This window comes from Sorangium sp. So ce204 (genome assembly GCF_051526795.1).
Taxonomy (GTDB): Bacteria; Myxococcota_A; Polyangia; order Polyangiales; family Polyangiaceae; genus Sorangium; species Sorangium cellulosum_B.
In genome coordinates this window covers 9,704,797-9,731,379 of the sequence record NZ_CP150317.1, presented here as the reverse complement: position 1 = coordinate 9,731,379, position 26,583 = coordinate 9,704,797, and the positions used below count along the sequence as shown (strand labels likewise).

Genomic DNA, 26,583 nt, shown 5'->3' with positions numbered 1-26,583 from the left:
GGATCGGGGGTCGAGCGGTGAAGATGGCAGGATGGATCCCCACGAGCAGCGCAGGTCCGCCTCGGGCGAGCTCGTCTCGCCTACGCGCTCCTGCGGCTGGGTCACGCCGCTATGGCTGCGGCGTCGCTCGCGGACGAGGGCGAGGCGCTGCGCCTGTCCGCGGCGCGCCACGCCATCGCGCGGCCCTGATCGAGGGCCTCCGCCCGGCGGCCGCCTCGGGGGCGCTCGGCTAGAACAACGATCACGTTGAAACCCGGAGAATTTTCACAGGGAGGCGGGGAGGAAGAAAAGAATGATTTTCTCCCTCTTGCCGTCTCTCGCTCCCCGCCTCCCCGCCTCCCTGTGAAATTCCTGCTTTTTCTCGTGGTTTCAACCCGTTTGTCGCTCTAGCGTCGCGTGGCAGAAATCCCGCCAGGGATCGGGGACGCCGGGAGGACGCCCGGAACCAAGGCGCGCGCGAAGCCCCGCACGCCTGTCATGGGCGCGGCGTTTCGGCACCGGACGGAGTGACACGACGTGTGCCCGGATGTTTACAGGGGAGCATCCGAAATGACACTGCGTGTGCCCGGACGTTTACAGGAGGGCATCCGAAATGACACGACGTGTGCCCGGACGTTTACAGGAGAGCATCCGAATCCTTGGCGGCGTGGCCGAGCACGAGGCGGAAGGCGCGCGCCGGTGGACAGGGGGAGCGGTGCGGCAGTAGGACTGAGCATGGCGAAGCGGAAGGGCGCGAGATGGCTGTGGGCCGGGTGGGCGCTCACGGCGGGCGGGTGCGGGTGGTTGGCGGGGCTGGAGCCCAGCTACTCCGTGGTGGCGGCGGGCAGCGGCGGGAGCGGAGGAGCCGCAGGCGCAGGCGGCGAGGCAGGCGGCGCGGGAGCGGCGGAGACGGCGGGAGCGGCGGAGACGGCGGGAGCGGCGGAGACGGCGGGAGCGGCGGAAGCGGCGGCAGCGGCGGGAGCGGCGGAGACGGCGGAGACGGCGGAGACGGCGGAGACGGCGGGGGCGTGGAGGTGGAGTGTACGCCCGGGGGAAAGGAGTGCGTGGACCAGGCGTGCGTGGAGGGGAAGTGCCGCGGGGAGTGCGGGCCGGAGCAGGTGCGGTGTACGGCGACCGACAACCGGCCGCAGCGCTGCGATGAGCGCGGGGAATGGGAGGATGCGGCGCCGTGTGGAGCGGCAGCGCCAGCGTGCGACCGAGGGATGTGCGTGCCGCGGAGCTGTGTCGGGCTGACGGAGACGTGCGGTCCTGGGCGCAACGAGAGCTGCTGCGCGACGGGTGCGGCGATACCTGCGGGAACGTTCAACCGGAGCAACGACCCGGCGTATCCGGCGACGGTGAGCGGCTTCCTGCTGGACAGGTACGAGGTGACCGTGGGACGGTTCCGGAAGTTCGTGGAGGCCTATCCCGGGAGCGAGCCCAGGGCAGGAGCAGGAGCGCACCCGAAGATCCCGGGGAGCGGGTGGAACGCGGCGTGGGACAGCAGCCTGCCCGCCGGCGCAGCGGCATTGAAGACCGCGGTGAAGTGCGAGTCGACCTACCAGACATGGACGGATGGCTCCGGCGCGAACGAGCACCTTCCGATGAACTGCCTGGACTGGTACGTCGCGTTCGCGTTCTGCGCGTGGGACGGAGGCCGGCTGCCGACGGAGGCGGAGTGGAACTACGCGGCGGCGGGAGGCGGCGGAGCGGACGGGCAGCGGGTATATCCGTGGTCGATGCCGCCGAGCTCGACGACGATCGACAGCACGTACGCGGTGTATGGCTGCGGGCCCGACGTTTCGTGCGCGTTCAGCGATGTTCTGGCGGTCGGGTCGAAGTCGCCGAAGGGCGATGGAAAGTGGGGTCAGGCGGACCTGGGCGGGAGCCTGTAGGAGTGGGTCCTGGATTGGTACGAGAACCCGTACGACCCATCGTGCAATGATTGTGCAAATCTAACCCCCTCCTCGGACCGGGTGATCCGGGGCGGGGGCTTCTACGTCGGTGCGTCGGAGCTGGTCTCGTCCTTCCGCGTCGACTTCGACCCGGCGTTCCGCGCCCGCGGCGTCGTGGCCCGGTGCGCGAGGACGCCGTAGATCCGCGAGCCGCGCGCCCCGGCGCCGCCGCTCGACATCGACGGCTGGTACTCCGTCGAGGAGCTCCTGGCGACGGGCGTGACGGGCTCGGGCTGGTAGGAGCGAGCGCGCGGAGCGGCCAGCGCTCTCGCGTCGCGCGGCTCACCCTTCCGGTGTCACCGGTGGCCCGCGCAGGCGACCGATCGTCTCGTGGACGACCCGGGCCGCCACCTCGTCCACCTCATCCCCTTGGAGCGACGGCGTTCGTGCCGGCACGGGGTGCTCAGAGCCGCTGGGGTCGCGACAGAAATCCCCGCCAATCGGATCGAAACCCCCGCCCTGTCGAGGCCGCAAGAGGGGTGATACTCCTCTGCTGAAGGCGGCCCGGGCGACCCGTCCGCCGAGGAGAAGGCGTGATGAAGACGGACGAGCACGGGAAACACGCAGCGAACTTCGGGCGCGAGCGAGCGTTGAGCTACGACGACCAGGTGCGCCGCTTCTGGCCGGCTTATGGCGTCATGCAGCAGGTCATCGCCGAGGTGATCGCCGCTGCGCTCCCCGACGAGGAGGCCGCGTCGCTGCTGATCGTCGGCGTCGGGACCGGGAGCGAGGTGAAGCCGCTCGCGCGTTATGCGGGGGCCGGCGTTCGTTTCACGGGCGTCGACCCCGCGCCGGAGATGGTCGCCGTCGCGAGAGAGAAGCTCGCGGCGGAAGGCCTCCTCGAGCGGACGAGCCTGCATGCCTGCGAGCTGCGCGATCTCGCGCACGGGCCCTTGTTCGACGGCGCCCAGATGATCGGCGTCCTGCACCACGTCCCGGGCGACGAGGCGCGCCTCGAGCTCCTGCGGGAGGTCGCCGGGCGCCTGAAGCCGGGGGCGCCGTTCGTGATCGGCTGTCGGACTGGAGACGATCCGCTGCTGAGCGCCGTCGAGGACCGGCGGGCCCTCGCGGAGGGGCGGCCGCCCGAGGCGGCGGAGCAACGACGGAAGGCCATGGCGTCGTTGAAGATGCCGGCCTCGGACGCCGAGGTCTTCGCGCTCCTCACCCAGGCAGGCTTCATTGCGCCTCGCCTGATCTTCTGCGAGCTGCAAATCAAGACCTGGGTGACGCGCTACGAGCCATCCACGCTCGGCGCGTGACGCGGCGACACGCGGGGCATGCTGCTCTGGCGGGCTTCGGGCGCCGGTCCGACCGTACGGCCACGCTGCGCGCGCTGGTTGACATAGAGAACCTTACATGACCGCCTCTGCCGGCGGGATCACACCGGCCCAGCACGGACGGACGCGCGCGGCCGAGGCGCAGGCCGTGGGTGGCTCGGCCGCGGCGGGATCCAGCCCCGTGGAATCAACCGTTCTCTGGCCACCAAGCGCCCCGGCGCGCCGCCGCACGGCGCCGTTGCGCTCCACGAACCCGCTCGGTACCCTCGGAGGGAAAAATGACGTCCACCGCGCCGCGGGGCTGCTGCGAGAGGAGCCGTGTCGACCGTTCGGCTCCCCCTTTGACCGGAGCCCTGCCTCCCGCCGCCGCTCCCTCCGGCCCGATGAACAAACGGCGCGGCGCCCCGTCCGCCCTCCGAGGCATGTCGCGCTCAGCGGCGCGCACCGACATGCGAATCAAGCACCACGCCAGGGCCGAACGCCGTGGCTTCGCCGACCGATGAAAGGAGTTGTGACGACATGAAGAGGTTCTTGGGTCTTTTTGCCGCCCTGGGCTGCTCCCTCGCCACCTCGCTCGCGCTCGCGGATCCTCTCCCTGTGACCGGCCAGTGGCGGACGATCGATGAGCAGGGGGTCGAGCAGTCGGTGGTCGAGATTTACGAGAGGGGCGGGAAGATCTTCGGCAAGATCGTGAGCCTGAAGCAGCCGCTCGACGAGAAGGGGAAGCCGAAGATCTGCACCGCCTGTGAGGGGGCCGACAAGAACAAGCCCATCGTGGGGCTCGTCATCATCAGGAACATGGTCCGCGATGACGACGAGTACGACGACGGTACGATCCTGGATCCGAACAACGGCGAGACCTATAGCTGCAAGCTCGAGGCGATCGAGGGCGGCAAGAAGCTCAAGGTGCGCGGCTTCCTGGGCATCTCCCTCCTCGGCAGGACCCAGACCTGGCTGAAGAAGTAAGATTTTTCATCGACCAGCCGTCGGCCGCGCGCGGGCGGCGTGGGGGCGGCGGCCGCCGCGCGACGTGCTACACCGCGGGCTCACGCTGGACCTCCGGGGCGATCGCCCCCCGAGCATCGGTATGACTCAGCCCCAGCCCGGCAATCCTCTTCACGGTGTCACGCTCCAGATGATCCTCGAGCACCTGGTCGCGCAGCATGGCTGGGAGCAGCTCGGGCGCATGATCGACATTCGCTGCTTCAAGTACGATCCCAGCATCAAATCGAGCCTTCACTTCCTGCGACGGACCCCGTGGGCCCGGCAGCAGGTGGAGGCCCTCTACCTGCGGGACAAAGCCAAGCCCATCCCGTGACCGGCCCGCTCGATCGCACGCCGAACACCGGGATCCGGGAGCGGCGCTGTGTCGTCAGGCGCCCGGGGCGCGCACGAACTGCTCGTAGACCACGAGCGTGACCGGCTTGTCGGTGGCGACCTTGACGAGGATGCTCTTGACGCGCAGCCATTCGAGGCCGGTCTTGCCGGCGCCCACGCGCGGCACGCCGATCCGCGCGATCCCCGCTCCGGCGGCGTGCGTCACCATCGCGGCGAGCGAGCGCTCGAGCGCGGCGAGCGAGGGCCTCTTCGTCGCGTTCTCCTGGATCGCGAGGGTGTACACCGTGTCGCCGCCCTCGCTCCAGACGAAGGCCTCCCCGAGCTGGAGCTTCCGCTCGGCGCTCCGCTGCTCGAACGCCGGGAGCAGGCCCGGCCAGCGCTTCTTGAAGGTCACGGAGATCCCCGTGTCCATCGTGCCCACGCAGCTCACGCCGTGCGCGTACGCGTGGAGATCCGGGGTGTTGAGGAGATCGCCCTTGGTGAAGATCGTCGGCACGCGGCGCACCCTAGCACCGCCGCGGTCGGCTTCGTGAGATCCCGACGGGCCCGCGAACGCGAGGCGAGCAGCCGCCTGTGCCCCCGCCACCTCGAGCGCGCCGTCCCGGCCCGCCCGGTACGTCCGCACCGGCATCCCCCGTGCCACGGCGAGCTCCCCAGGCGCGGCCCTTGACCGCTGGGCCCGGGTCAGGGCCATGCCTTCCGACGGGGTGCGATCCGAGCTCGGCTGCCGGGGCAACTCTACCGGGATCGCGAGCGCCGGCGCCGCACGCCGAGCGCGGCCGCCGCGATCGTGAAGAGCGAAGCGTACGACGCGCCCCGCGGCGACTCGCCGCCGGTCACGCGGCAGCCGCAGCCGCCGTCATCCTCGCTGCCGCCCGCGCCGCCGGTACCGGTCGTGGCGGCCGTTGTCGCGGATGTCGTGTCGCCGCCAGTGCCCATACCGCCGGTGCCATCGCCGCCGGTGCCGCCGGTGCCATTGCCGCCGGTGCCATTGCCGCCGGCGCCGCCGCTGCCATTGCCGACGGTGCCATTGCCGCCGGCGCCGCCGCTGCCATTGCCGACGGTGCCGCCGCTACCATTGTCGCCGGTGCCGCCGGTGCCATCGCCGCCTGCGCCGCCGGTGCCATCGCCGCCTGCGCCGTTGCCGCCGGCGCCACCCATGCCACCCCCGCCGCCCGCGCCGGACGCGTCGCAGGCGTCGCCCATGCCATTGCCATTGGAGTCCGCCTGGCCGGGGTTCGGTGCGGTCGAGCAGTTGTCGCAGGCGTCGCCGACGCCGTCCGCATCCACATCCGACTGCGCCATATTGGCCACGATCGGGCAGTTGTCGCAGGCGTCGCCGACGCCGTCGGCGTCGGCGTCGATCTGCGCGGTGTTGGACACCGTGAGGCAGTTATCCATGCTGTTGAGGACCGTGTCGAGGTCGATGTCGGCGGCGCTCGGCACGGCGCACGCGGTCCAGGTCGTCGCCCAGGGCTCGCTGGTCTCGTCGCGGCCGTTGACGCCATTGCTGTCCATCATGACCTGGCCGGTCTCCGCGAGGTCCACGCGACACGTGTTGACCGTTGTCGCATTCATCGACAGGGGCGCGTGCAGCGCGGGAATGTCCGCCGTATCCGGCAGATACGTCGAGTCGTTGACCGTGACGCCCGTCTTGTTCACCGGTGCCTGGGTCCCCGCCGTTCCATAAAACACGTAATCGACGTCGGTCACGAGGTTCGTCATGCCATCCCAGTAAAACAGAATGACCGGCTCGCCCCCGTTGGTGAACCCCCACGCGGTGCCGACCCCGTTCATGACCGGTACGAGCATGTCAGGGACAGCGGGGCTCGTCGTGGTCGCGTCGCCCGTTGCGATCTCGTACGTGGGATAGACCCCGTACCCGGTGAACGCGCTCGTCGCGCCGCACGAGGTCCGGAAGCACTCGCCGCCGGCGATCGACACGTACTGGGTCTCACCCGGCTGGATGACAGCACCGGCGGGGAATCGCACGATGAAGTCGCTGGTGCCGGCGGGTGCCCCGGCGATGACCACGTTGTGGTAAGTATTGTAATCGGCGAGATAGTAATCGGTCAGGACGATCGGCGTGTCTCCGGGGTTCCGGATGGCGACGGACTCGGCCTGTGTCGGAGAGACGACGACCTCCATCAGAAGGAGCTTCTCCGCCGCGGCGTACGCCGCCGCTGGAAGCAAGACCATCGTGGAGAAGGAGAGAATCGATGCGAGGCGCTTCATGGGGCGTACCCTAGACCAAACCCGGAGAGAGTGAAAGGCCCAGGGGCCGCCCCGATGCGGGTTAACCCGGCGGATCTGCTGAATTATCCAGGGCGTTTGGGGGGCCCGACGGAGATCCCGTATCCAGCCGCGGTCCGGGTCGGACGCGACGAGAAGACGGCAGTGGGTGGACCGTCATCTAGACGACGTTGTCGAGCAGCCGCTTCGCAGCTGTCTCGATGACGTCACACAGATTCAAGACCAGGACCTGGGAACAGCCGACTCGACCTCCGGCGCGCTGCAGCGATGTCCGACGCGCAGGAGGTCGTCGTGCAGTAGCCGCTACCTGCCTGCACGATCGCGGGCGCAAGCTGGAGAACCGCGTACCCTTTGGCCGGGTCAACGTGTCACTGGATCGCCTCCAGTGCGTGCAATCTGTGTTCGGGGCTCACCATGGCGGGTTCGCCCGTTAGCTCGATCTCCGCCCAGTGCACCTTGCCGGGGAAGCGGTTGTTCCCGCTACCCGCAAAGTCGGGGCACAACGGGCCGCCGGTCTTCTTGCCGACCATCAGGAAGGCGTCCACGTTGAAGATGATCGGATTGGTCTTGAGGATATGGCCCGGCGGCATATCCTTCGGTGTATAGTTGAGCGGGTCCTCACCGATGGCCGGGAACGGGACGAGCGTGAGCGTCTTGAAGTCGTTCTCCCTGGGCCACTTGATGAGGAGCTCCACCCTGCCGCCCTCGCCAGTATCCGTGCCTGTGTAGGTAAACTTCATGCGGACCTCGTACGCTTCGGACAGAGGCAGCAGCAGAGATTCGGCTTGGACGTAGTACCGTTCGAGCCCAAGGTAGTTGTAGACGTAAGTAAGCCTTGCGTTTTTGACATAGAGGCCAAAGCCGCCGAAATCGTTGCCCCGGGCGAGGATCACGCCATTCGGCGCTTCCCCGTGGGGGCCCTCGATCTTTGCCGTGATCATGAATGAGCGGTTGAAGTTGTTGATCACGCACGGGTCGGAGACGAAACTGCCGTCGACGTACCTCTGCTTCGCGTCGACCGGAGGGGGCGACTGTTCTAGGCGCTCTGTCTTTTCGTCGTTGAGGGGAAAGACGTTATATCGGGCCGCGGTGATCTCAAAAAGGTTCTTCAGCTGCGCTAGCCTTTCGGGCTCCCTTTGGGCGAGGTTGTTTGCCTGGGTCCAGTCCACCTTACGCGGCGACTTCTCGCCCCACGGGTACGTGTAGTAGAGCTCCCACGTATCCTTCTCGTAGTCCGGGTTGGATTCCCAGTCCCAGGGTTTCGAGTGGAGGGTGACGGCGGTCCAGCCGTTATGGTAGATGCCACGGTTGCCAAACATCTCGAAGTACTGGGTCGTGCGGAACTCGGGCGCATTCTGCTCCCTGAACGTCCGGAGGAAGCTCGTACCCTCGATGGGCATCTGCAGCACTCCGTCGACGCTCAACGGCTCCGGCAATCCGGCCGCTTCGAGGATCGTCGGAAGTACATCGATCACGTAAGTGAATTGGTGGCGCAGCCCCCTGTCGCCCCGGTCGATGTGGCCTGGCCAATGGACGATCATGCCGTTGCGCGTGCCGCCGAAGAAGCTGGCGACTTGCTTGGTCCACTTGTACGGCGTGCACATGGCCTGGGCCCAGCCGATGGCATAGTGATTGTACGCTTCCTTGGTGCCGAACTTGTCTATGTTGTCCTTGATGATCGTCTTTTGCTCGTCGAGCGATTTCTGGATGCCATTGAAGCCGATCATCTCGTTGAAGGTGCCCATGAAGGTGCCTTCGGCGGAAGCGCCGTTGTCGCCGAGGATGTAGATGATCAGCGTGTTATCCATGAGGTGGAGGTCCTCGAGCGTCTTGATCACCCTGCCGACCTCCTCGTCGGTCTGTTGGAGGAAAGAGGCGTAGAGCTCCATCTCGCGGCGCAGGGAATCCCTCATGCCGTCGAACATTTCATCGTCCCACTTTGGAACGTCTTCGTTGACCGCCGCCTCCGCGTCCTCTGGAATGACGCCAAGGGATTTTTGTTTCTTGCAAATCGTCTCGCGCAGCTCGTCCCAGCCCTTGGCGAAGTCCTCGTTGTCCTTGTACTCGTCAAGCCAGTCGTCCGGGATCTGGTGGGGCGCATGGGTCGCGCCGGGCGCGAAATAGATGAAGAAGGGCTTGTCCGGCGCCATGGCCGTCTGCTGCTCGATCCACTTGATGGTCTGGTTTGTCAGATCCGTGGTCAGGTGGTAGTCCCCGTCGTGAGGCGTTTCGATGTAGGTCGTTCCATCGTAGAGGGTAGGGTAGAACTGGTTGGTTTCGCCTGCCACGAAGCCATAGAACTTCTCGAAGCCCATGTAGGTGGGCCAGTGGTCGAAGGGCCCCGATGGGCCGGTCTCCCAGACGGGCACCTCGTGGCACTTGCCGAAGTGAGCCGTCGAGTAGCCGTTGTACCTGAGGATCTTGGCGATCGAGGCGGCGGTGTTGGGGATCATCGAGGTGTAGCCAGGCGCGCCGGTATACAGCTCGGTGATGCAACCCATGCCCACGGAGTGGGGGTTGCGGCCAGTCAGCAAGGCGGCGCGCGTCGGGCTGCACAGGGCTGTCGTGTGGAAACGGGTGAATCTGAGTCCGCCTTCGGCGAGCCGCTTGGCTGTCGGGGTATGAATGACCCCCCCGAAGGGCTCCGCGGCGCCGAAGCCGACATCGTCGAGCAGGATGAGGAGCACGTTGGGGGCTTTCGAGGGCGGTCTGATCGGCTCGATGGGAGGGAAGTGGGAAGCTGGGTCCTGGGCGTTGTACATCACCGGGCCGACATAGGGACGATCCGGAATCGGCAGGATTTCGCGCTTCAGAAGGTCTCGATCCAACGGCATGGGTGACTCCTTTCGATGGGAAGTTGCCAAGGAATATATGAAATGATTGAAGGTATGGAAAATGGTACTGGATGAAGCTCTCGGAGCGCTCAGGAAGAATAGCTCGCTGATTTCAGGAACACGATACGTCCGAGACGTCCATCAAAGGCGGCGCATCAGGGCCTTCAGCGGCGTCCTCCCTCTGATCCACCCCTCTAACCTCATCCCGATCCACGGCGCTATATCGTGAGGACGTATTCCTGGCCGACATGACGGCCGATTCCGAGCGCACGTGACGGCTCGTCCCGAGGGGACGTGACGGCCGTTCCGACGGGGGTGACGGCCCGCCGGCGGCGCTCGCGGTCGCGGCCTCATCGCGACCATGAGCGCGATATCGGAGCGGCTATCGATGCGGCGCGCGCTTTTTATTGCGTGGTGGAGACGGATGGAGTCCTCCGCAACGAGGGGTTGATGGACGCGCTCGCGACGATCCGCGTGCTCCTTGAGCCGCCGATGACTCCATGGGGCATCGCTGCTCATTCAGCAGGGGAACGTGAGGCATTGCCACAAGGCCGTTCCCGTCTCCGGATTCAGCGCGCACGTGCAGCGCACGGAGGTGCAGCCGGGCGCCTTGGGGCGCTCGAGGCCGACGTGCTCCGGACACGCCGCGCCGTCCAGCATGAGCAGCGCCTCGCTGTCCGTGGGGCACACGGGGGGCTGACACGCGGCCGGCGTCGTGCAGGACCACACGCCGCCCTGGCAATGACAGACCGGCCCGCAGTGGCGTACACGCGCCGCCCGCGCTGCCGCAACCGTCCGCCGCGCCCGCGCCGCCCGGCCCGCCGGCGCCGCCGGAGCTGGCCGTCATGCCCGCGCCGCTGGAACCGCCCGCCGCGCCCGCAGCGCTTGTCGCTTCACCGCTGAGATTCGAGGATCCGCAGGCCGCTGAAACGCTCAACGCAAGGAGGAGCCAGGTGCCCATGCCCCTGGCACAACAAGCGGAGCGCTCCGCTCCGAACGCAACATGCGTTGCTACCCAGAGGACCCACGATTGCGTCGCTAGGGCGCGCTTGCTTTCCTGACAGCGCTGACGTTTCATGCCGTCCGATCCGCGATCGATCCTGGAGGCGAACCCCCCATGCCCCGCGCGACTCACGAGGACGTGCCCCGCCGGTTCGAGATCCACACCCGCGACCACCACACCGCCGTATCCATATGGGAGGGGCTTTACGGGGAAGTTGACCCCACGCTCCCGCGCGGTTTCGAGTGGCGCGCCCACGCCGTGGACTTCGGCCCCATCCTCTTCGTCCAGGACCATACCAGCGACGCGATCTACCTGGACGCCCAAGTGGACGCGCCGATGCTCGTCATTCCCGTCCGCGGCAGCGGACGCGCGGCGCTGGGACGCGACAGCGCGACCCTGGGACACGGCGGCGGCCCAGCCATCTTCTCGGCTCATGGCCGCTCGAAGGTGAACTACGACAGCGCGATGGACGTCATCACGGTGCGCTTCGACCGAGGCTATCTCTGCGCTCAGCTCGAGTCGATCACCGGCGAGGTCGTCCGCGAGGACTTCCAGTTCCAGCTCTCGCTGGACTCCCGCGCCGGAAGCGGATCCTACGTTGAGCGATTCTGCCGCTTCATGGCCGCCGAGATCAACGCGGGCACGGACATCGATCACCCCCAGCTGTTCGCCGGGCTGACCGAGTCGCTCTCGCGCGCCCTGCTGATGGGGCAGCCTCACAACCTCGCTCACCTGCTGGAGCGGCCCGCGCCGCCGTCGAGCCGGACGGTGCTCCGGCGGGTCGAAGAGTACGTGGACGCGCACGCCGCCGGGCCGATCAGCGCGATCGATCTCGCCGCCGTTGCCGGGACGAGCGCCCGCTCGGTCGAGGCGGCGTTCCGCGCGCACCGCGGGACCTCGCTCGGGACGTTCCTTCGCGATCGGCGCCTTGTCCGCGCGCAGCGGATGCTGCTCGCCGAACCGCACCTCGCCGTGCTGCATGTCGCGCGCGCCGCCGGCTTCGCCCGGCGCGAGGTCTTCGAGTCGGCGTACGTGCGCGCGTTCAGAGAGCGCCCGGAAGAGACTCGCCGGCGCGGTCTCCTCGCCGCCGGAACGGCGCCCGGCGAGGCCGAGCCGAGCCGGTGCACGGCGCCATCCGCGGCCATCGAGCCTGCCACCCTCGCGGCGCGGATGGCGCTCCTCTCCGCGCGAGAGCGCGAGGTCTGCGAGGCCGTCGCGCGGGGGCTGCTCAACAAGCAGATCGCGGGGGCGCTCGGGATCACCGAGCGGACGGTCAAGGAGCACCGGGCGCGCGTGATGGCCAAGCTGGGGGCGAGGTCCGCGGTGGAGCTGGGGATCCTGCTGCAAAAGGCACATGGATAGCCTCACACCTACGTCTCCTCGGCGCGACGACCCGTGACGCTGCCCAGAGGCTGAGGTCGCCACCGAGCCCGTTCAGCGTCTCGACGGCCGCCGCGCGCAGCTCGCCGAGCGTCTCGCGCGCCTCGCCGGAGACGGCGCCGCCCCCGGGAGCGCGATGCCGCCCTCGATGGCGGCGGGCCATTTCCAGTCGCCTGTCCTCCGTGGCAGGTCGCGCCCTTCTGCTGTGCCCAGCTCAGGATCTCCGCCTGGCAGGCCGAGTTCTCCGCCGGGGTCACCGGGAGGGATATTTCAAGATGCCCGTAATAGGAGCAGTAGGTGTTGGTCAGAATGTCGTAGATGCCGCAGAAGGAGGAGCTGCCGCCGTGAGGACACCCACTGTAGAGCGTCCAGGCCGCCGATCCGTCCCCGGCGTTCAGGTAGGCCAGGTTCGACCCCGGCTCGACGTTGGCGACGCTGCCACAGGGACCCGGCCAAGAACTGGCGCTCCCCAGGTGGTCATCCTCTGCCGGTGTGGGGGTACACCCGTTGAGCGTGGTCACGGACTTCGCGCCCAGGAGCGTGAAGCGGGACATGAGGACGAGCGGCGTCTTGCGCTTCATCGGCGATACTCCTTTCCGGTGGAAGGTGCCGCGCGCAAGCTAGCGGTACGAAGTGGGATCGACCATCCGTACCTTGGTACGACTTGTGGACCCCGGCGAGATGTGGTTCAATCGCGAAGGCGCCGACTTCGTCTTTTCGTCGCTCGCTGCCCGGGTGAACACCGCGCAGCGCTCATCGACGAGACATGTACACGTCGATCACCGTCCCCCGGCGCCCCGTGCCCGCGGCGTCCGTGAAGGCGAAAGCGCTCCGCTCGCCCTCGCAATTGCCCCGCGCGTCGCAGCGCATGTCGCGGAAGTCGCGGAGATCGATCGACGTCACGCCGAGCGCCTCGAGGGGCGTGATCTCGCTCGGCGCGCTGTTCCGGTCGAGGTTCTTATCCGACCAGACGAGCACCCTGGCGAACGCCGGATCCTGCCTGTCGAAGACGCCGTTGTTGTCCGCGTCGAGCTCCCGCAGCGCCTCGAAGCCGTTCTTCGCGAACCCCCCGCTCCCCAGCCGCGTGGCCGAGCCGAACAGCTCGCCTCCATCCTGGATGACGCCGTCGCCGTCGCGATCCGACCCCAGCCGCTCGCTTTGCCACGCCTGGCCGGAGCGCGACGGTGGTTCCAGCTCAGCGCTTCCTTGAACGCGAGAGGCCCTGGGCGATGGAGCCCACCAGGGTGATGCCCGTCCCGTCAAAGCCCGATGCCACCAGGGCGCGGGCCAGCGCGGGCTGGATGCCCGTGATCATGGCGGACGCGCCGAGCAGCCGGATGGCGCGCACCATCTCGATCAGGTGCCTGGCGCCGGCGTCGTCGAGCGCCGCGGCGCCGGTCATGTCGAGTATCACGCGGTCGACCCCGCCGCCGGCGATCGCAGGCAGGAGCCGCGCCGCGAGCTCCGCGCTCCGCTCTCGGTCGAGCGCCCCGATGATCGGCAGCGCCAGCGCGCGCTCGCCCACGTCCAGGATGGGCGCGGAGAGGGCGAGGATCTCACCGCGCTGCTGCTCGACGAGCGCCAGCGTCGCGTTCAGCTCGTCCAGCAGGCGGCCGCGCTCCTCGGCGGAGCGCTCGGCGCCTATCCGCGCCGTCTCGTCCGTGTGGTGGAACAAGACCCCCAGGGCGCCCGTCACGGGATCACGCACCGCTCTCCCCTCGATCGCGTGCAGGCGCTCCCCATCCACGGTGCGGACGAGCATCTCTCGCGTCACGATGTCGCCGTCGAGCGCCGCCCTGAGCATCGCGACCGCCTCGCCGGGCTCACCCAGCCAGGCGCTCCACGTCCCGGTGCGGCCGAACGCCCGCAGCGCCGCTGGGTTCTGCATCAGGAGGTCTCCGCTCGGGTCGACGAACGCGATCATCACGGAGGTGTGGCGCAGCGCCTCGATGCCTCGGACGAGCTCCGGCTCAGGCGCTCCCGCCATGGGAAGCGCCTGGCTCAGGATCGCGAATCGCCCATCGTCGAGCGCGACGCTCGAGGAGTGGAGCGTCACCGTCACCGGCACCCCGCTCGGGTAGAACGTCCAGCTCTCGCGCACGACGCCCCCCTCGCGCACCTGCGCGGCGAGGGCCTGGAAGCGCGTCCGGATCGGCGCCGGCACCGTCGAGAAATCGCGCGCGAACAGCTCGTCCCGATCCTGCGCCCGCCACAGGTCCAGGCCGGCCTCGTTCACCCAGCAGACCCGCGAGCTGTCCACGTCGAGGACCCACACCGGGATGGCCGACAGCTCAAGCCCGGCCAGGCGCTGCGCAAGCTGCATCGGCACCACACTCGCTTATCGGGCTGCGGCACGCAATAAAAGCCGGTGAGCCGCGTGATGCTCCTCGTAAATTCGGCGTACGTGTTCGTGCTCAAGAGGGGGGCAGACGGCAGTGAGCGGGAGATGGGGTATCGGGGGCGGTGGGCCACGCCCGGGCGACCCCGGCCGGCGCGCGCGTAGCCCCGGCGGACCAGGTACGGCCGTCGTGGCAGGGCGGCCGCGGAGCGGACGCCGGGGCTCGCGGCGGAGCATCGAGGGGAGATGGCCGCGGCTGGCGCGGCTACGGCGATCCCACGTCTCGCGCTCATTTCTTTCCCGACGTTGCTCTACGGAATTTCCGCGATGGTGCGGTGAGGACCGCGGCGATAGGTTCCCCACCTGCGATCCCGGTTCGTCCGCGGCAGCCGCGCGCGGCAGCTGTGTCGAGATCCATCCCGGTGGCTGACCGGAGAGCGCACGCTCATGCTCAAGCGCCTCATCCTCATCGACGGCCCCTCTTCGAGCAGCGATGGACGCTCGATCCGCGGGACGCCGCTCCTCTCCCCGTCCGACAGGGCGGCGCTCTCCAGGGAGTTCCCTGGCGTGGAGGTGGAGAGCGGCGCGCCCGGCCCGTCCGCGGGGGCGCTTCACGCCGTCGTCGACGCCCGCGCGTGGCGCGCGTCGGCGCTCGACCTGTGGGCGCTCGACACCCGCCTGCACGCGCTCGACGCCGGCGGCCTCTTCGACCTCCGGATCGAGGGGCTCGAGCGAGCGGGCGCCGCGCGCGCCGCCTACGAGGTCCTCACACGGTGCCAGCGCTTCCTCCGCAGGAGGAACCTCGCCTCCGCGACCGAGGTGTTCGACCGGATCCTCGGGCGGCACCGGGAGCTCCACGATCTCGACAGGCCGCTCGTCCGCGCCGACCACGATCATGCGATCGACGTCTGGCAATGGATGCTCCGCCTCGAGCCGCGCGCCGGCGTCGCCGTCCAGGTGGCGGCGCTCTTCCACGACGTGGAGCGGCTCGTCTCCGAGGCGGACGTCCGGAGGGAGCACCGCGCCCCGGACTACCAGGCGTTCAAGGACGAGCACGCGCGGCGCGGGGCCGCCCTGACGCGCGCCGCGCTCGCCGGCGCCGGGCTCGCGCCGGAGGTCCTCGACCGGATCGGCGCCCTGGTGGCGTCGCACGAGCGGCCGGGGGACGACGCCGAGCTCGCCTTGCTCAACGACGCCGACGCGCTCTCGTTCTTCTCGCTGAACAGCGCCGGGTTCCTCGACTGCTACGGGCCCGAGCACACCCGCGCCAAGGTGGCGTACACGCTCCGCCGCCTCCGGCCCGAGGCAAGGGCGCTCTTGCCGCGGATCCGCTGCCGCCCCGAGGTGGAAGCGATGATCCCCGGCGAGCCGGGCAGGCCGCCGGAGACGCAGGCATCGAGGAGGTCCGCTTCGCCATGAGGCTCGTCATCTTCGGTCTGACGATCAGCTCGTCCTGGGGCAACGGCCACGCCACGCTGTGGCGCGGCGTCGTCTCCGCGCTCGGGCGGGCCGGGCACCGCGTCACCTTCTTCGAGGGCGACGTCCCGTATTACGCCGCGCACCGGGATCTGACCGCGCTCTCGCACGGCAACACGCTCCGGCTCTACACCTCGTTCGAGGACCTCCTCCCCGAGGCCAGGCGCGCCGTCCGCGAGGCCGACGCGGCGATGGTCACGTCGTACTGCCCCGACGGCGGCCTCGCGACCGACGTTGTCCTCGAGTCCGGCGCGCTCAAGGTCTTCTACGATCTCGACACGCCGGTGACGTTGGATCGCATCCAGGCCGGACAGCCGGTCGGCTACATCGGCCCTCGAGGCCTCGTCGATTTCGACTGCGTGCTCAGCTACACCGGCGGCGCGGCGCTCGATCGGCTCCAGGCGCAGCTCGGCGCCCGGCGGGTGTTCCCGCTCTACGGCAGCGCGGACCCCGCGGTGCACCGCCCGGTCCCGCCGCGGGACGGCTTCCGCGGGGATCTCTCGTACCTCGGCACGTACGCCGCCGACCGGCAGGCGGCGCTCTCCCGCCTCTTCCTCGAGGCGGCCAGGAGGCTGCCCGAGCGGCGGTTCGTCCTCGGGGGCTCGCTCTATCCCGAGGACTTCCCGTGGGCGCAGAACGGCGACAACATCCATTACCTGCGCCACGTGGCGCCGCCGGATCACCCGGCGTTCTATTGCTCCTCGCGGCTGACGCTCAACGTGACGCGGGGGGCGATGGCGGCGATGGGCTATTGCCCTTCCGGGAGGCTCTTCGAGGCCGCCGCCTGCGGGACGCCGATCCTGAGCGACGGGTGGGAGGGGCTCGACCGGTTCTTCACGCCGGGGAGGGAGATCCTCGTGGCGGCGACGACGGACGAGGCGGTCGCGGCGCTCTCGCTGCCGGAGGGCGAGATCGCGGCCATCGCCCGCGCGGCGCGGGAGCGGGCGCTCGCGGAGCACAGCGCCGCGCGCCGCGCGGCGGAGCTCGTGGCCATTCTCGAGTCGGTCTCGGCTCATTGAACGGAGCCGAGGTCGGCTCATCGAACGGAGGGACGGCGCGATGTGGGGAGTGATTCCGGCGGCGGGCCTGGGCAGCAGGATCCAGCCGCTCGCGTTCTCGAAGGAGCTGCTCCCGGTGGGGACGCGCAGGGACGGCGACGTGGAGCGGCCGCGCGCGGTCAGCGAGTACCTCATCGACCGGATGGTGCTCGCCGGCGCGACCCGGCTCTGCATGGTGATCTCGCCGGGCAAGTCGGATATCGTCGAGTACTACGGCGCGAGCGTCGGCCCGGCGCACATCTGTTATGTGGTGCAGCCGGCCGCCGCCGGGCTCTGCGACGCCATCTTCCGGTCGCTCCCCTGGATCCGGCCCGAGGAGGACGTGCTCGTGGGGCTCCCCGACACGGTGTGGTTCCCGGAGCACGGGCTCTGCTCGCTCGGCGGCGGAGGGCTCTCGTTCCTGCTCTTTCCGGTCGAGCATCCGGAGCTCTTCGACGCGGTCGTCACCGACGAGGAGGGCCGGGTGCTCGAGATCCAGGTCAAGCAGCGCGACGCGCGCTCGCGGTGGGTCTGGGGCGCCTTCAGGCTCACGGGGGCGGTGATGCACGAGCTCCACGACCTCTGGCGCGAGCGCGGGCGGGAGGACCCGTACATCGGGACCCTGGTGAACGAGTACCTCGCGCGCGGCGGCAGCGCGCGCGCCGTGCGGGCCGGAGCGGCCTATGTCGACGTGGGGACGCTGCACGGCTACCACGAGGCCATCCAGCTCCTCAGCCGCGCCGCCGCGTGAAGGGAGGAGCCATGGAGAGGTGCGTCGAGGGAGCGGCGAAGTGGACGCGGGAGCAGATCCAGGAGCGCGTGCGCGGGCTCGGGCCGTGGTTCCACAACCTCGATCTCCGCGGGGTGAAGACGGCGCCCGACCATTTCCTGGGGGATTACCCCGCGTTCAAATGGAGGGGCTTCGCCGACGCCGTCCCGGCGGATCTCACGGGCAAGACGGTGCTCGACGTCGGCTGCAACGCCGGCTTCTACTCGCTCGAGATGAAGCGGCGCGGGGCGGCGCGCGTCCTCGGGATCGACAGCGACGAGGACTACCTGGCGCAGGCGCGCTTCGCCGCGGAGGTCTCCGGGGCGGACATCGAGCTCCGGAACCTCTCCGTGTACGACGTCGGCAGCCTCGGAGAGCGCTTCGATCTCGTGCTCTTCCTGGGCGTCCTGTACCACCTCCGCCACCCGCTCCTGGCGCTCGATCTGCTCCACGAGCACGTGGTCGGACACACGCTGATCTTCCAGAGCATGCAGCGCGGCAGCGCGGAGGTGGCGCCGCTGGAGGAAGATTTCCCCTTCTCCGAGGAGGAGATCTTCGACGAGGCCGGTTATCCCAGGCTCCATTTCGTGGAGCACAGCTATGCGCACGACCCGACCAACTGGTGGGTGCCCAACCGCGCTTGCGCCGAGGCGATGCTGCGGAGCGCCGGCTTCGAGATCGTGAACCACCCCGAGCCCGAGGTCTACCTCTGCCGCCGGCGCGAGCGGGCCGCCGGTCGTCCGCCGGGCGCCGTCTACCCGGCGAGGCGCGCTTTCGTGAAGGGAGAGCAGGCGTGATCGAGGCGGTGATGCTCTGGAACGAGCCCAACAACAGGTCGCACTGGGATTTCGAGATCGATCCCGAGTGGACGACGTACGGAACCATGGTGAAGCTCGCCGCGGACGCGATCCGGAGCGAGCGCCACTGGCTGCTGCGCGTGCTGGGCGGCATCTCGCCGATCGATCCGGGGTTCATCGCCAACATGGGGCGGCAGGGCGTGCTCGAGCACGTCGACGTTGTCGCGGTGCACGGCTTCCCTCTCGACTGGAATCACTGGCAGATCCACGAGTGGCCCGCCAGGCTCGAGGAGATCCGCGTGGTGACCGACAGGCCGCTCTGGATCACCGAGATCGGCGTCTCCACGTTCGGCGCCGAGGAGGTGCAGGAGTTCGGTCTCCGGCGGAGCGCCGAGCTGCTCCGCGGCAAGGTCGAGCGGATCCACTGGTACAGCCTCTACGATCTGCCGCGCGCGTGGCCGGCGACGACCCGGCACCGGGAGGCCGAGGGCTCGTCGTATTACCGGCATTTCTACATGGGCCTGCTCCGCGAGGACGGGACGCCCAAGCGCGCTCTCCGGCTCTTCCCGGAGTACACCCCTGAATTCGGTCTATGCCAGTGGTTCCACTTCGAGGACCACCGGCTCGACGACGCGGTGGCGTGGCTGAAGGAGCTCGGGGTGCGCCACCTCCGCACGGGCCTCAGCTGGGCCGACAGCTTCCGCCCCGGCGCCGAGGCCTGGTTCGACCGGCAGATGAAGGCGCTCGAGCCGTTCGAGGTGACCCTGACCTACTGCTTCACCCCGGAGCACGCCGGCCTCCGGCCCCATCACACGAGCCCTCCGCAGCGGATCGAGGAGTTCGCCGAGTTCTGCGCCCGGATGACGCGGCGCTACGCATGAGACGACGCCGTGCGTAACGTGCGTAACGTGCGTAACGTGCGTGACGTGCGTGACGTGCGTGACGGGCGTGACGGGCGTGATGTGCGTGACGCGCGCAAAGAGGCGAGGGGCGGGTACGCGTCGGCTCGTCTGTCCGCGCTTTACGCGCCGTCTGGCGCGCCGCGTCGCCGTTTGGTAGTGTGGAGATCGCTGCGTTTTGCGCCAGGACGACCTGACCGCATGCGCTCCAGGTGGCTCATGTCCCACGTCGCGAGCACGCCAAAGCGAAAGAAGAGACCCGAGGAGCACCGCGGCATCCCGGTGGGGCGACCGGGGCCGCGGGTCGAGCTGCGCCGCGGGCGCGCGGAGGTGCCGTCGTGAACCTCGCCGTGCTTCGCCGTCAGGGGCCCTCCGCCCAGGAGCTCGCGTGGCCGCCGTTCTCGTGGCTCTCGTCGGGCCGGGCGCCGCGCTGTCTCGTCGTGCTCGCCCATCCGGACGACGAGACCATCGGGCTCGGCGCGCGGATCGGCCGGCTCAGCCCGATCGAGGTGGTCCACGTGACCGACGGGGCGCCGCGCGACGAGCGCTTCGTGCCGGCGGGCCTCGCCGGCATCGGGCGCGAGCGCTACGCCGCGCTCCGGCGCGAGGAGGTGACCCGCGCGATGGCGGCCGGCAACGTGCCCGCGGGGCGCCTCAGGTGCCTCGGCGCGGTCGACCAGGAGGCGATCGAGGAGGCGCCGAGCCTCACCCGGCGGCTCGTCGAGCTGTTCGCCCGGACGCGGCCCGAGGTGGTGTTCACCCACCCCTACGAGGGCGGCCACCCCGATCACGACGCGGCGGCGCTCGCCGTCCACGCGGCGGCGGTGCTCGCCCTCTGGAACGGCGTCACCGCGCCGCTGATCTTCGAGGCGGCGTCGTACCACGCCGCGCGCGGCCGCCTCCTCACCGGCGAGTTCATCGCGCACCCCGGCGTCCCCGAGATCGCGCTCCGGCTCTCGGACATCGAGGCGTCGCGGAAGCGCGCCATGCTGGCCTGCTTCGCCAGCCAGCGGGAGGTGCTCGCCCCGTTCGGCGCGGAGGTCGAGCGCTTCCGGCCTGCGCCCGCGTACGATTTCCGCAGGCCGCCGCACGATGGCCCGCTCCACTACGAGCGCCTCGGCTTCCCGATCGACGGCGCGCGCTGGCGGCGGCTCGCCGCGAAGACGCTCACGCTGCTCGGCCTCGAGCGCGAGCTGTGCCTCTGACGGTCCTGCTCGTCGGTTATCCGCTCGCGCCCGTGGGTCCGGACGCCGTCGGCGGCGCCGAGCTCGCCGTGCTGGAGGATGCAGGGCGACGCTCGCGGCCTGCGGCCGCGCCGCGGGATCACAAAGGCCCCTCAGCGAGCGTTGCAGGCGAAGACGTGCTCGATGGCGTCCACGCACATCTGCTCCGCGACCTCCCGGGTGACCCGAGCCAGCACCCGGAACCGCGTGAGCTCGGTCAGGGTCTGGTGAACGTTGACCTCGGCGATCACCTCTCCGTCGCCCGCGGCATCGGCGCTGTAGAAGAGGCGGATCAGGTTGTTCGCCTTCGCCGGCACGCCCCGGAGCAGGAGGTGAAGCTCGATGCTGGGGGTCTTCTCGCCCACGTCCTGCTCGATCCGGTAAGCGTGGCCTGACGAGGCGAGCTCACGGCCGATGGCCTCGAACGTGGGAACGAAGATGTCGGCCAGGATCCGCCGGAATTCATCGATGAACAGCTGGCGCCGGTCCGGCGGGCTATCGCCGTTCGTGCTCCGGGCCAGGCGATCGCCGTATTTCTTTTGAATGATCCCCAGGCGGATGCGGGTAGTTTCATCGATGGCCACGTGGGTGTCCCTCGGCGGTCAGAACGGGGCGGGATCTCGGGGCGCTCTCGCGGGTGATCGAGCGGACGTCATTTGAGGAGCAGAACCTTGAACTGGCTCGGGACAATGGTCGTCCCGTTCGTATTGATCTGATTCTGAAGGCCGGTGCAGCTGAGCCGCACCGCCGGTTTCCCCTGAAGAATCACCCCGCGAACGGGGACGAGGTGCCTCCGGGGGCCCATGTTGCGACGGGAGACCACGCCACCGAGGATCCCGGGGTTATCGCCGGAGGATAGGGGAATGCTGGTTGTCAAGGTGTGGGCGAAGCCGCGCCCCAAAATCACCTTGTACGCGACGCCCGTCGCCATGTTATTGGATGCAAAGTTTGGATAGGGGACGGGGATGTTCGGCGGATTGAGGCAGACATCCGGCATGCCAAAGTTGAGCCCACCGCCCGACGTCGTGGCAAACATGTCCGGTCACCCTACCTGGATCTGGTCGCCATCGATTTTCACGAGGTGGGACGCGGTGATCTTGGCGTTCTCGCCGTGGATGGCGAGGTTGCCCTTCGCCGCATAGTCGATGCGCTCGGCGCGCACATGGTCGGCCTCCTCCACGATGCGGTAGGAGCGCTTCACCCTCTGCGACAGCCGGTCGAGCGCCGAGTCGAGGCTCCGGCCGATCAGCTTGGCCCGGTCGACCTCCCCGCGCGCCATCTTGCTGAGGAACGAGAACACCTCCAGCGCGACATGCCCCTCCTTGGCCTCGACGCGGAAGGTCGACGCGGCCATCGAGAGGTCCTTGCCGGCTACCACGTGTACACCGTCAGGCGCCGCGAGGCCCAGCGAGCCGCTCCGCAAACGGATCTGGAGATCCCCTTCGGCGACGAGGCGCGAGGGAGCGCCTTCCTCCCGCTCGAGAACGGCGAGGATGTACTGCGCGCCATTCACGGCGGTGAGGAGCACCAGATCTCCGATCGCAGGCTCCAGCAGGCAGCTCGTCGCGCGCCTCGCGCGGACCTCGCCATGCTCGGTCTCGACGATGTACGCGGGGCTGTCGATCCGGAGCACGGCGCCGTGTTCACCGTAGGACTCGCGCTGGTAATGTCTCGTTCTTGCTGCGCTCTGCATGGTTTCCTCATCCGTGAGGGGTGCGGTGACTGCCGGCAGGCCTCCCAAGCACGTTGGCCTGCCAGTCTTCTGCTTCCTTGAGCTCCTGGTCGTCGCCGTATGCTAGCGCCTTGTCCGCCGGCCAGATCGTGTCCTTGTCCGTCACACGATGGAGCCGCGCGCGCGCCAGCGTCGCACCGGAAAAATCGGCGAGAGATACGTCGGCGTGGGAGAGGTCCGCATGGCGCAGGTCTGCCTGGCAGAAGCGTGCCCCCGCGCAGATCGCCCGGTGCCAGACGCTCATCTCGAGCCGCGCGCCTGAGAGGTTCGCGGCGCCAGCGCGCGCGTCGACGAAGATCGACTGGCTCAGGTCGGCCTGGGTGAGGCTCGCGTTCATCAGGATCGCTTCGACGAAGTCGGCCTGCTGGGCGATGGCTCCATCCAATCGAGCCCCGGTCAGGTCGGCGCCCTTGAAGCTGCAGTTCGTCAGCGTGGCCCCTGAGAAGTCGCAACCGTGCAGGTCGGCGTTGGTGAAGAGCGTCCTGCTGAGGTCCATCCGCCGGAAGTCCTTGGGGCCCAGCCGCGCCTGGACGAGGATCGCCTCCACGAGGGTGATCCCCGTGAGGATGGCCTGGGACAGGTCCTGACGGAACAAGACAGCCTTGGTCAGGTTGGCCTGGGAGAAGTCGGCGCCTTCGACCTCGGCCTCAAACAGGCTCGCGTCGGTCAGGTTGGCACGGACCAATCGGGCGTTCTTGAGCGTGGCATGGTCGACGGTGGCCGACGAGAGGTCAGCTCCCGTCAGATCGGCCGATTCAAGGTCCACGCCCGCGAAGCTCGCTCCAACCAGCGAGGCGTCGGCGAGCACGGCCCCAGCGAGCGTACAGTCCATGGTGGTGCCAAGGTGAAGATCCAATCCCTTCAGGTTGGCTCCCGTGAGATCACAGCGGTGAAAGATCGCCTCGCGCACCTTGACGCCCGCGAGGTTGGCGCTCGTGAAGCGGACGTCCTCGAAGATCCCGCCGGAGAGGTCGAGGCCCGAGAGGTCGAGGCCCGACAGGTCCAGCTCCGAGAGGACCTCTCCTTGTTCAATCAGCTTGCACAGCGCTTCCCTATCCATGCTGCCTCTCGGCCGGTACCACCCTGAGTCGCTTGAGGTTGGCGCCGGCAAAGCTCGTGTCGTCATCTCCGACCATCCGGTCGGCGCACACGCCGAACAGGTTGGCCTTCACGAATCTGGCCCCCCGGACGCATGCATGGTTCATGATGCTCAGCCTCAGGTCGGCGGCGTAGAGCGACGCCTTGGTGAGGTTGGCTCGGGTCAGCATGGCTTCGGCGAGGTTCGCGCGATCCAGGCTCGCCTCCGTCAAGTCAGCCTCATCGAGCAGCGCGCCGCGCATGTCGGCGTCGGAGAAGTCGCTGCCGACGAGGTTCGTCCCCATCAGGTTCGCGCCGGTGAGCGTCGCGCCGGCGAAGTCTGCGCCCGCGAAGGACGAGCCCTTCACGCTGACGATGTCCTTCGCGATCGCGTTTCGGAAGACGGCGCGGTCGCCCTGGGCGGCGATGAAGGTGGCGGCGCTCAGATCGACGCCGGTGAAATCGACCTCGGTCACGTTCACCTCGTTGAAGGTGCACTCCGAGAGCCGCGCGCCCGCGAGGCGCGTCCCCGTGAGGTCCACGTTCTGGAACGTCGCCTTTTCTGCGACGACGTTCTCCAGGTTGGTGTCGCAGAGATTGGCCTCGGAGAGGTCAGCGCCCGAGAGGTTGGCGCCGGAGCAATCCGCGCCCCAGAGGTCGGCCTTGACGAGCACGGCCTCGCCGAAATTGACGCCTCCCGTGGCCTTCACGTCCCGCAGGCACGCCGAACCAAAATTGGCTCCGTCGAGCTTGGCCTCCGAGAGATCCGCCGCCTCCAGGTTTGCGTGCGCCAGGATGGCTCTTGTGAGCTTCGCCTTTCGCAAGATGCTCCCGGTGAGGAAGGCGGACTCGAGATTGGCGCCCTCGAGGTCGATCCCCTCGAGGTCGAGGTGAGAGAGGTCGGCGCCCGCGAGATCGCACCCCGCAAAGCTCCGCCCCTCCTTGTGCCCGGCCTCAACTTCGCGGCGAAGCCGCAGGGATTCTTCGCTGTCGAGGGGCGCGGAGGCCGCCAGGAGGTGCGCGAGCCGCGGCCCGTCTTCGCCCCACTCGTCGAAACGCGAAGCCTTCTCGTCCAGCTCCTCCGCAAACGCGAGGTCATCGTCGTCCGCAGGCTCACCGCCCCAGGCCTCGTCCTCTGGCAGGGGGTCCCCGGCTGGCTCCTCGGGCAGCGCGTCGGCGACCTCGGGCGCCTCGTCGGGGATATCGGACGTGTCGTCGAGGTCCGCGTCAGCGGCGGCCTGGGTCTCGTCCTCGAATGCTTGCCAATCGAGCGACGACACCAGCTCTTCGGTCTTCTCCGGCGTGAAGCCCTCGCTCGCCAGCGACTGCCGCACGCGCTCGCGGACCTCCGATATCCTGATCTCGCTCGGATGCTCGGCGGGGTTCTGACGCGCCTTCGAGAGCAGCGCACCGACGTCGACCCCGTGCGCCGTCAGCGCGCTGCTGAGCTTGCTCTCGACCAGGCTGACCAGGGCCTCGTCGGATTCGTCCGATTCGGCGAGGGACGCGAGATCGTCGGCGGGTTCTTCCTGGCCGAGGTGCGCCGCTGGGTCGATGCCATGGTCCCGCAGCTGCTTCCTGCCCCACTCCATCAGGGCATCCTGCTGGCGAAGCGCTCCGGCCTGCTCGGCGTCGTCTTCCAGGGTGGGGGTCGCCGCCGAGGCCGCAAACGCGATGGCCTCCGGGTCCTCCTCGTGGCTCACCCCCGTGTCCGCCTGGGACCACGCGGGGCTCTCCTCTTCCTCCGTGCCCTCTGGGACGTCGTCCGCGGCTTCCTCGTCCTCGTCGGCCGGGGCGGCGAGGCGCTCGGGGCCGATCCCCATCTCGGCGAGCTCGGCTTCGGTGGCCTCGACGTCGAGGTCCCCCTCGAGCTCGGCCTCGAGCGCTTCGACGTCGAGGTCCCCCTCGAAGTCGGCCTCGGTCGGTTCGGCGTCGAGGTCCGCCATGGCTTCGGCTTCGTGGACGCCCGTAGCGACGACGCCGGCGCCGGCCGCAACGGCGGCCGCGCGCTTGACGGATCGAGCCGGGGTACCTCCCAGAAACCCTTGCCGCCTTAGCCTTGACGCAAGCCCGGAGAGCTGGTCATCGGGCAGCGGCGGCGCGTCCGGATCCTCGGGCTCGGGCATGAGCACGTCATCTTCGTCATCCGGGAGGTCCGGGTTCCGGGGGCCGAGCCGGGGGGCCAGGTAGTCATGGTAATACGCGACGGGCCTGGGAGCGCCCATGGCTTCGCAGGCGACCAGCACGGCCACCACGTCCTTTGCGTCGTCCTCGGAGATCTCGATGCCGCCGCGAAAGAGAACGACCCCCCGTTCGCGGTGCGGGAACAGGCGCACCGTATCGAGCTTCATCGCGGGCTCGCGGACTTCCACGCCGTCGTTCGTCTTGAGGCAGACGAAGCATCGGGTGGCGACCCCGGGAAGGGAGCTCTCGATCCGAGGCTCGTCGGGGTGCATGTTCTCGACCACGAAGGCCTCGTCGCCCCGGAAGAAGCCGTCGATCTGCTGGTCGTCCGGAGCCATGCTGAAGAACGTTGGGTCCAGATCCCGCGCGAAGCCAGGGAAGCACTCGTTACGCCACGCTGCATCGTGGGTGCCGATCTTGGAGAACCTCTGGGGCCAGGTCAGGTCGTAGCTGTCGAGACCGGCGGGCACCGGGCAGTCGCTGCGTGCGTGGATGAGGTGCTTGGGCGACTCGATGTTGGGGAGCGCTGCGCTCTTGTCGCCGTGGCCCTTGCCCAGCGGGTTCCTGGCAAAACCGCTCCCGCCAAAGGCGTTCTTCCAGGTGACGGGCATCTCGGTGAAAGGCGCCGGATCCGACATTCCGAGCAGACCCCACGTTCGGTCGCCGATGACATAGAGGCTCTTGTCGATGGGTCCGAGCTGGACGCGGACCGAGCTCGCGGGCCGAGCGATGCGTCCCGGCGGATAGCAACGGCCCGTGACGAGGAGCTCGCCCCGGGTCTTGGGATTGAACTCGTCGAGGAGGCCATCATCGCCGAGGTCCTCCGTGACCATCTTCCAGACCGACGGCTCGTAGAGCAAGCGGGCCGGTCGGTCATAGGAGAAGCCGACGAAGGTGGTGACCAGGAGGTGCGGGGTGCGCTGGTTCATGAAGACCCTCGGCACCACCCCGAGGCGCATGGGTTTGACAATTTTCATCCGGCGGGCTCCAGGGTAGCGGGCTCGATGGATCTATGACTCGGCGGCGAGCGCG

23 protein-coding genes are annotated in these 26,583 nt (G+C 68.9%); 11 read left to right on the top strand and 12 right to left on the bottom strand.

The genetic code is table 11. The features are described from left to right. Nucleotides 1-737 precede the first annotated feature (737 nt). A complete protein-coding gene (locus WMF22_RS36550) occupies nt 738-1,874 on the top strand; it encodes a formylglycine-generating enzyme family protein (protein WP_438032745.1) in 1,137 nt (378 codons plus the stop codon). Nucleotides 1,875-1,975: 101 nt separating this feature from the next. Here WMF22_RS36550 and WMF22_RS36545 read toward each other — a convergent pair whose 3' ends face one another. Then, the gene (locus tag WMF22_RS36545) at nt 1,976-2,113 is read right to left on the bottom strand and encodes a hypothetical protein (RefSeq protein ID WP_438032744.1); all 138 of its coding nucleotides are present in this window, start codon (nt 2,111-2,113) and stop codon (nt 1,976-1,978) included. A gap of 357 nt (nt 2,114-2,470) precedes the next feature. On the opposite strand from WMF22_RS36545, the gene WMF22_RS36540 reads away from it, so the two are divergent. The 3 genes from WMF22_RS36540 to WMF22_RS36530 all read left to right on the top strand — a co-directional run bounded on the left by WMF22_RS36540 (nt 2,471) and on the right by WMF22_RS36530 (nt 4,529). After that, nucleotides 2,471-3,193 (top strand): SAM-dependent methyltransferase, encoded by a 723-nt coding sequence (locus WMF22_RS36540; protein WP_438032743.1) that lies wholly within the window; start codon nt 2,471-2,473, stop codon nt 3,191-3,193. A 537-nt stretch (nt 3,194-3,730) separates the two neighbouring features. Continuing rightward, nucleotides 3,731-4,177: a DUF2147 domain-containing protein gene (locus WMF22_RS36535; RefSeq protein ID WP_437294575.1), complete on the top strand. Its 447-nt coding sequence runs from the start codon at nt 3,731-3,733 to the stop codon at nt 4,175-4,177. A 121-nt stretch (nt 4,178-4,298) separates the two neighbouring features. Beyond that, complete coding sequence (locus tag WMF22_RS36530) at nt 4,299-4,529, top strand: VF530 family DNA-binding protein (RefSeq protein ID WP_437294574.1); 231 nt, start codon at nt 4,299-4,301, stop codon at nt 4,527-4,529. 54 nt (nt 4,530-4,583) lie between these two features. Here the strand turns inward: WMF22_RS36530 and WMF22_RS36525 are convergent, their stop codons facing one another. From WMF22_RS36525 to WMF22_RS36510, 4 genes are all read right to left on the bottom strand, one after another. Further along, nucleotides 4,584-5,045, bottom strand: a complete 462-nt coding sequence (locus WMF22_RS36525) for a macro domain-containing protein (protein WP_437294573.1) — start codon at nt 5,043-5,045, stop codon at nt 4,584-4,586. A gap of 242 nt (nt 5,046-5,287) precedes the next feature. After that, entirely contained in the window at nt 5,288-6,784 is a 1,497-nt protein-coding gene (locus tag WMF22_RS36520; protein WP_438032742.1) for a thrombospondin type 3 repeat-containing protein, read from the bottom strand. A gap of 386 nt (nt 6,785-7,170) precedes the next feature. Next, the gene (locus WMF22_RS36515) at nt 7,171-9,636 is read right to left on the bottom strand and encodes an arylsulfatase (RefSeq protein ID WP_437294571.1); all 2,466 of its coding nucleotides are present in this window, start codon (nt 9,634-9,636) and stop codon (nt 7,171-7,173) included. A gap of 519 nt (nt 9,637-10,155) precedes the next feature. Further along, nucleotides 10,156-10,326, bottom strand: a complete 171-nt coding sequence (locus tag WMF22_RS36510) for a hypothetical protein (protein ID WP_437294570.1) — start codon at nt 10,324-10,326, stop codon at nt 10,156-10,158. Between the two features lie 427 nt (nt 10,327-10,753). On the opposite strand from WMF22_RS36510, the gene WMF22_RS36505 reads away from it, so the two are divergent. After that, entirely contained in the window at nt 10,754-12,001 is a 1,248-nt protein-coding gene (locus WMF22_RS36505) for a LuxR C-terminal-related transcriptional regulator (protein ID WP_437294569.1), read from the top strand. Nucleotides 12,002-12,772: 771 nt separating this feature from the next. Here the strand turns inward: WMF22_RS36505 and WMF22_RS36500 are convergent. Together WMF22_RS36500 and WMF22_RS36495 are read right to left on the bottom strand one after the other, a co-directional pair. After that, nucleotides 12,773-13,282: a hypothetical protein gene (locus tag WMF22_RS36500; protein WP_438032741.1), complete on the bottom strand. Its 510-nt coding sequence runs from the start codon at nt 13,280-13,282 to the stop codon at nt 12,773-12,775. Next, nucleotides 13,215-14,342 carry an STAS domain-containing protein gene (locus WMF22_RS36495; protein WP_437294567.1) on the bottom strand — a complete coding sequence of 376 codons (1,128 nt, stop codon included), beginning with the start codon at nt 14,340-14,342 and terminating at the stop codon, nt 13,215-13,217. The genes WMF22_RS36500 and WMF22_RS36495 overlap by 68 nt, the downstream gene beginning before the upstream one ends. A gap of 462 nt (nt 14,343-14,804) precedes the next feature. On the opposite strand from WMF22_RS36495, the gene WMF22_RS36490 reads away from it, so the two are divergent. From WMF22_RS36490 to WMF22_RS36465, 6 genes are all read left to right on the top strand, one after another. Then, nucleotides 14,805-15,776, top strand: a complete 972-nt coding sequence (locus WMF22_RS36490; RefSeq protein ID WP_438032740.1) for a DUF4202 family protein — start codon at nt 14,805-14,807, stop codon at nt 15,774-15,776. Further along, nucleotides 15,773-16,852 (top strand): CgeB family protein, encoded by a 1,080-nt coding sequence (locus WMF22_RS36485; RefSeq protein WP_438032739.1) that lies wholly within the window; start codon nt 15,773-15,775, stop codon nt 16,850-16,852. Before WMF22_RS36490 ends, WMF22_RS36485 begins: the two co-directional genes overlap by 4 nt. A gap of 40 nt (nt 16,853-16,892) precedes the next feature. After that, nucleotides 16,893-17,621 carry a sugar phosphate nucleotidyltransferase gene (locus WMF22_RS36480; protein WP_438032738.1) on the top strand — a complete coding sequence of 243 codons (729 nt, stop codon included), beginning with the start codon at nt 16,893-16,895 and terminating at the stop codon, nt 17,619-17,621. Nucleotides 17,622-17,632: 11 nt separating this feature from the next. Continuing rightward, complete coding sequence (locus tag WMF22_RS36475) at nt 17,633-18,436, top strand: TIGR04290 family methyltransferase (protein ID WP_438032737.1); 804 nt, start codon at nt 17,633-17,635, stop codon at nt 18,434-18,436. Further along, nucleotides 18,433-19,317 (top strand): beta-xylosidase, encoded by an 885-nt coding sequence (locus WMF22_RS36470; protein WP_438032736.1) that lies wholly within the window; start codon nt 18,433-18,435, stop codon nt 19,315-19,317. The genes WMF22_RS36475 and WMF22_RS36470 overlap by 4 nt, the downstream gene beginning before the upstream one ends. Nucleotides 19,318-19,673: 356 nt before the next feature. Beyond that, nucleotides 19,674-20,540: a PIG-L deacetylase family protein gene (locus WMF22_RS36465; RefSeq protein ID WP_437294560.1), complete on the top strand. Its 867-nt coding sequence runs from the start codon at nt 19,674-19,676 to the stop codon at nt 20,538-20,540. Nucleotides 20,541-20,671: 131 nt separating this feature from the next. Here WMF22_RS36465 and WMF22_RS36460 read toward each other — a convergent pair whose 3' ends face one another. The 5 genes from WMF22_RS36460 to WMF22_RS36440 all read right to left on the bottom strand — a co-directional run bounded on the left by WMF22_RS36460 (nt 20,672) and on the right by WMF22_RS36440 (nt 26,528). Next, nucleotides 20,672-21,142 (bottom strand): hypothetical protein, encoded by a 471-nt coding sequence (locus WMF22_RS36460; RefSeq protein ID WP_438032735.1) that lies wholly within the window; start codon nt 21,140-21,142, stop codon nt 20,672-20,674. A gap of 68 nt (nt 21,143-21,210) precedes the next feature. Then, nucleotides 21,211-21,594, bottom strand: a complete 384-nt coding sequence (locus tag WMF22_RS36455) for a DUF4150 domain-containing protein (protein WP_437294558.1) — start codon at nt 21,592-21,594, stop codon at nt 21,211-21,213. 6 nt (nt 21,595-21,600) lie between these two features. After that, entirely contained in the window at nt 21,601-22,251 is a 651-nt protein-coding gene (locus WMF22_RS36450; protein WP_438032734.1) for a DUF3540 domain-containing protein, read from the bottom strand. Between the two features lie 7 nt (nt 22,252-22,258). Beyond that, on the bottom strand, nt 22,259-23,350 hold the full coding sequence (locus WMF22_RS36445; protein WP_438032733.1) for a pentapeptide repeat-containing protein: 1,092 nt from the start codon (nt 23,348-23,350) through the stop codon (nt 22,259-22,261). Then, on the bottom strand, nt 23,343-26,528 hold the full coding sequence (locus WMF22_RS36440; protein ID WP_438032732.1) for a DUF2169 domain-containing protein: 3,186 nt from the start codon (nt 26,526-26,528) through the stop codon (nt 23,343-23,345). Before WMF22_RS36440 ends, WMF22_RS36445 begins: the two co-directional genes overlap by 8 nt. Between the last annotated feature and the right edge of the window lie 55 nt (nt 26,529-26,583).

Bases quoted from the DNA above. Each gene is read 5' to 3' on its own strand.
- WMF22_RS36515 (WP_437294571.1), bottom strand. From the start codon at position 9,636: ATGCCGTTGGATCGAGACCTTCTGAAGCGCGAAATCCTGCCGATTCCG.
- WMF22_RS36455 (WP_437294558.1), bottom strand. From the start codon at position 21,594: ATGTTTGCCACGACGTCGGGCGGTGGGCTCAACTTTGGCATGCCGGAT.
- WMF22_RS36450 (WP_438032734.1), bottom strand. From the start codon at position 22,251: ATGCAGAGCGCAGCAAGAACGAGACATTACCAGCGCGAGTCCTACGGT.
- WMF22_RS36440 (WP_438032732.1), bottom strand. From the start codon at position 26,528: ATGAAAATTGTCAAACCCATGCGCCTCGGGGTGGTGCCGAGGGTCTTC.
- WMF22_RS36445 (WP_438032733.1), bottom strand. From the start codon at position 23,350: ATGGATAGGGAAGCGCTGTGCAAGCTGATTGAACAAGGAGAGGTCCTC.
- WMF22_RS36520 (WP_438032742.1), bottom strand. From the start codon at position 6,784: ATGAAGCGCCTCGCATCGATTCTCTCCTTCTCCACGATGGTCTTGCTT.
- WMF22_RS36550 (WP_438032745.1), top strand. From the start codon at position 738: ATGGCTGTGGGCCGGGTGGGCGCTCACGGCGGGCGGGTGCGGGTGGTT.
- WMF22_RS36485 (WP_438032739.1), top strand. From the start codon at position 15,773: ATGAGGCTCGTCATCTTCGGTCTGACGATCAGCTCGTCCTGGGGCAAC.
- WMF22_RS36505 (WP_437294569.1), top strand. From the start codon at position 10,754: ATGCCCCGCGCGACTCACGAGGACGTGCCCCGCCGGTTCGAGATCCAC.
- WMF22_RS36480 (WP_438032738.1), top strand. From the start codon at position 16,893: ATGTGGGGAGTGATTCCGGCGGCGGGCCTGGGCAGCAGGATCCAGCCG.
- WMF22_RS36490 (WP_438032740.1), top strand. From the start codon at position 14,805: ATGCTCAAGCGCCTCATCCTCATCGACGGCCCCTCTTCGAGCAGCGAT.
- WMF22_RS36540 (WP_438032743.1), top strand. From the start codon at position 2,471: ATGAAGACGGACGAGCACGGGAAACACGCAGCGAACTTCGGGCGCGAG.
- WMF22_RS36535 (WP_437294575.1), top strand. From the start codon at position 3,731: ATGAAGAGGTTCTTGGGTCTTTTTGCCGCCCTGGGCTGCTCCCTCGCC.
- WMF22_RS36545 (WP_438032744.1), bottom strand. From the start codon at position 2,113: ATGTCGAGCGGCGGCGCCGGGGCGCGCGGCTCGCGGATCTACGGCGTC.
- WMF22_RS36530 (WP_437294574.1), top strand. From the start codon at position 4,299: ATGACTCAGCCCCAGCCCGGCAATCCTCTTCACGGTGTCACGCTCCAG.
- WMF22_RS36475 (WP_438032737.1), top strand. From the start codon at position 17,633: ATGGAGAGGTGCGTCGAGGGAGCGGCGAAGTGGACGCGGGAGCAGATC.
- WMF22_RS36495 (WP_437294567.1), bottom strand. From the start codon at position 14,342: ATGCAGCTTGCGCAGCGCCTGGCCGGGCTTGAGCTGTCGGCCATCCCG.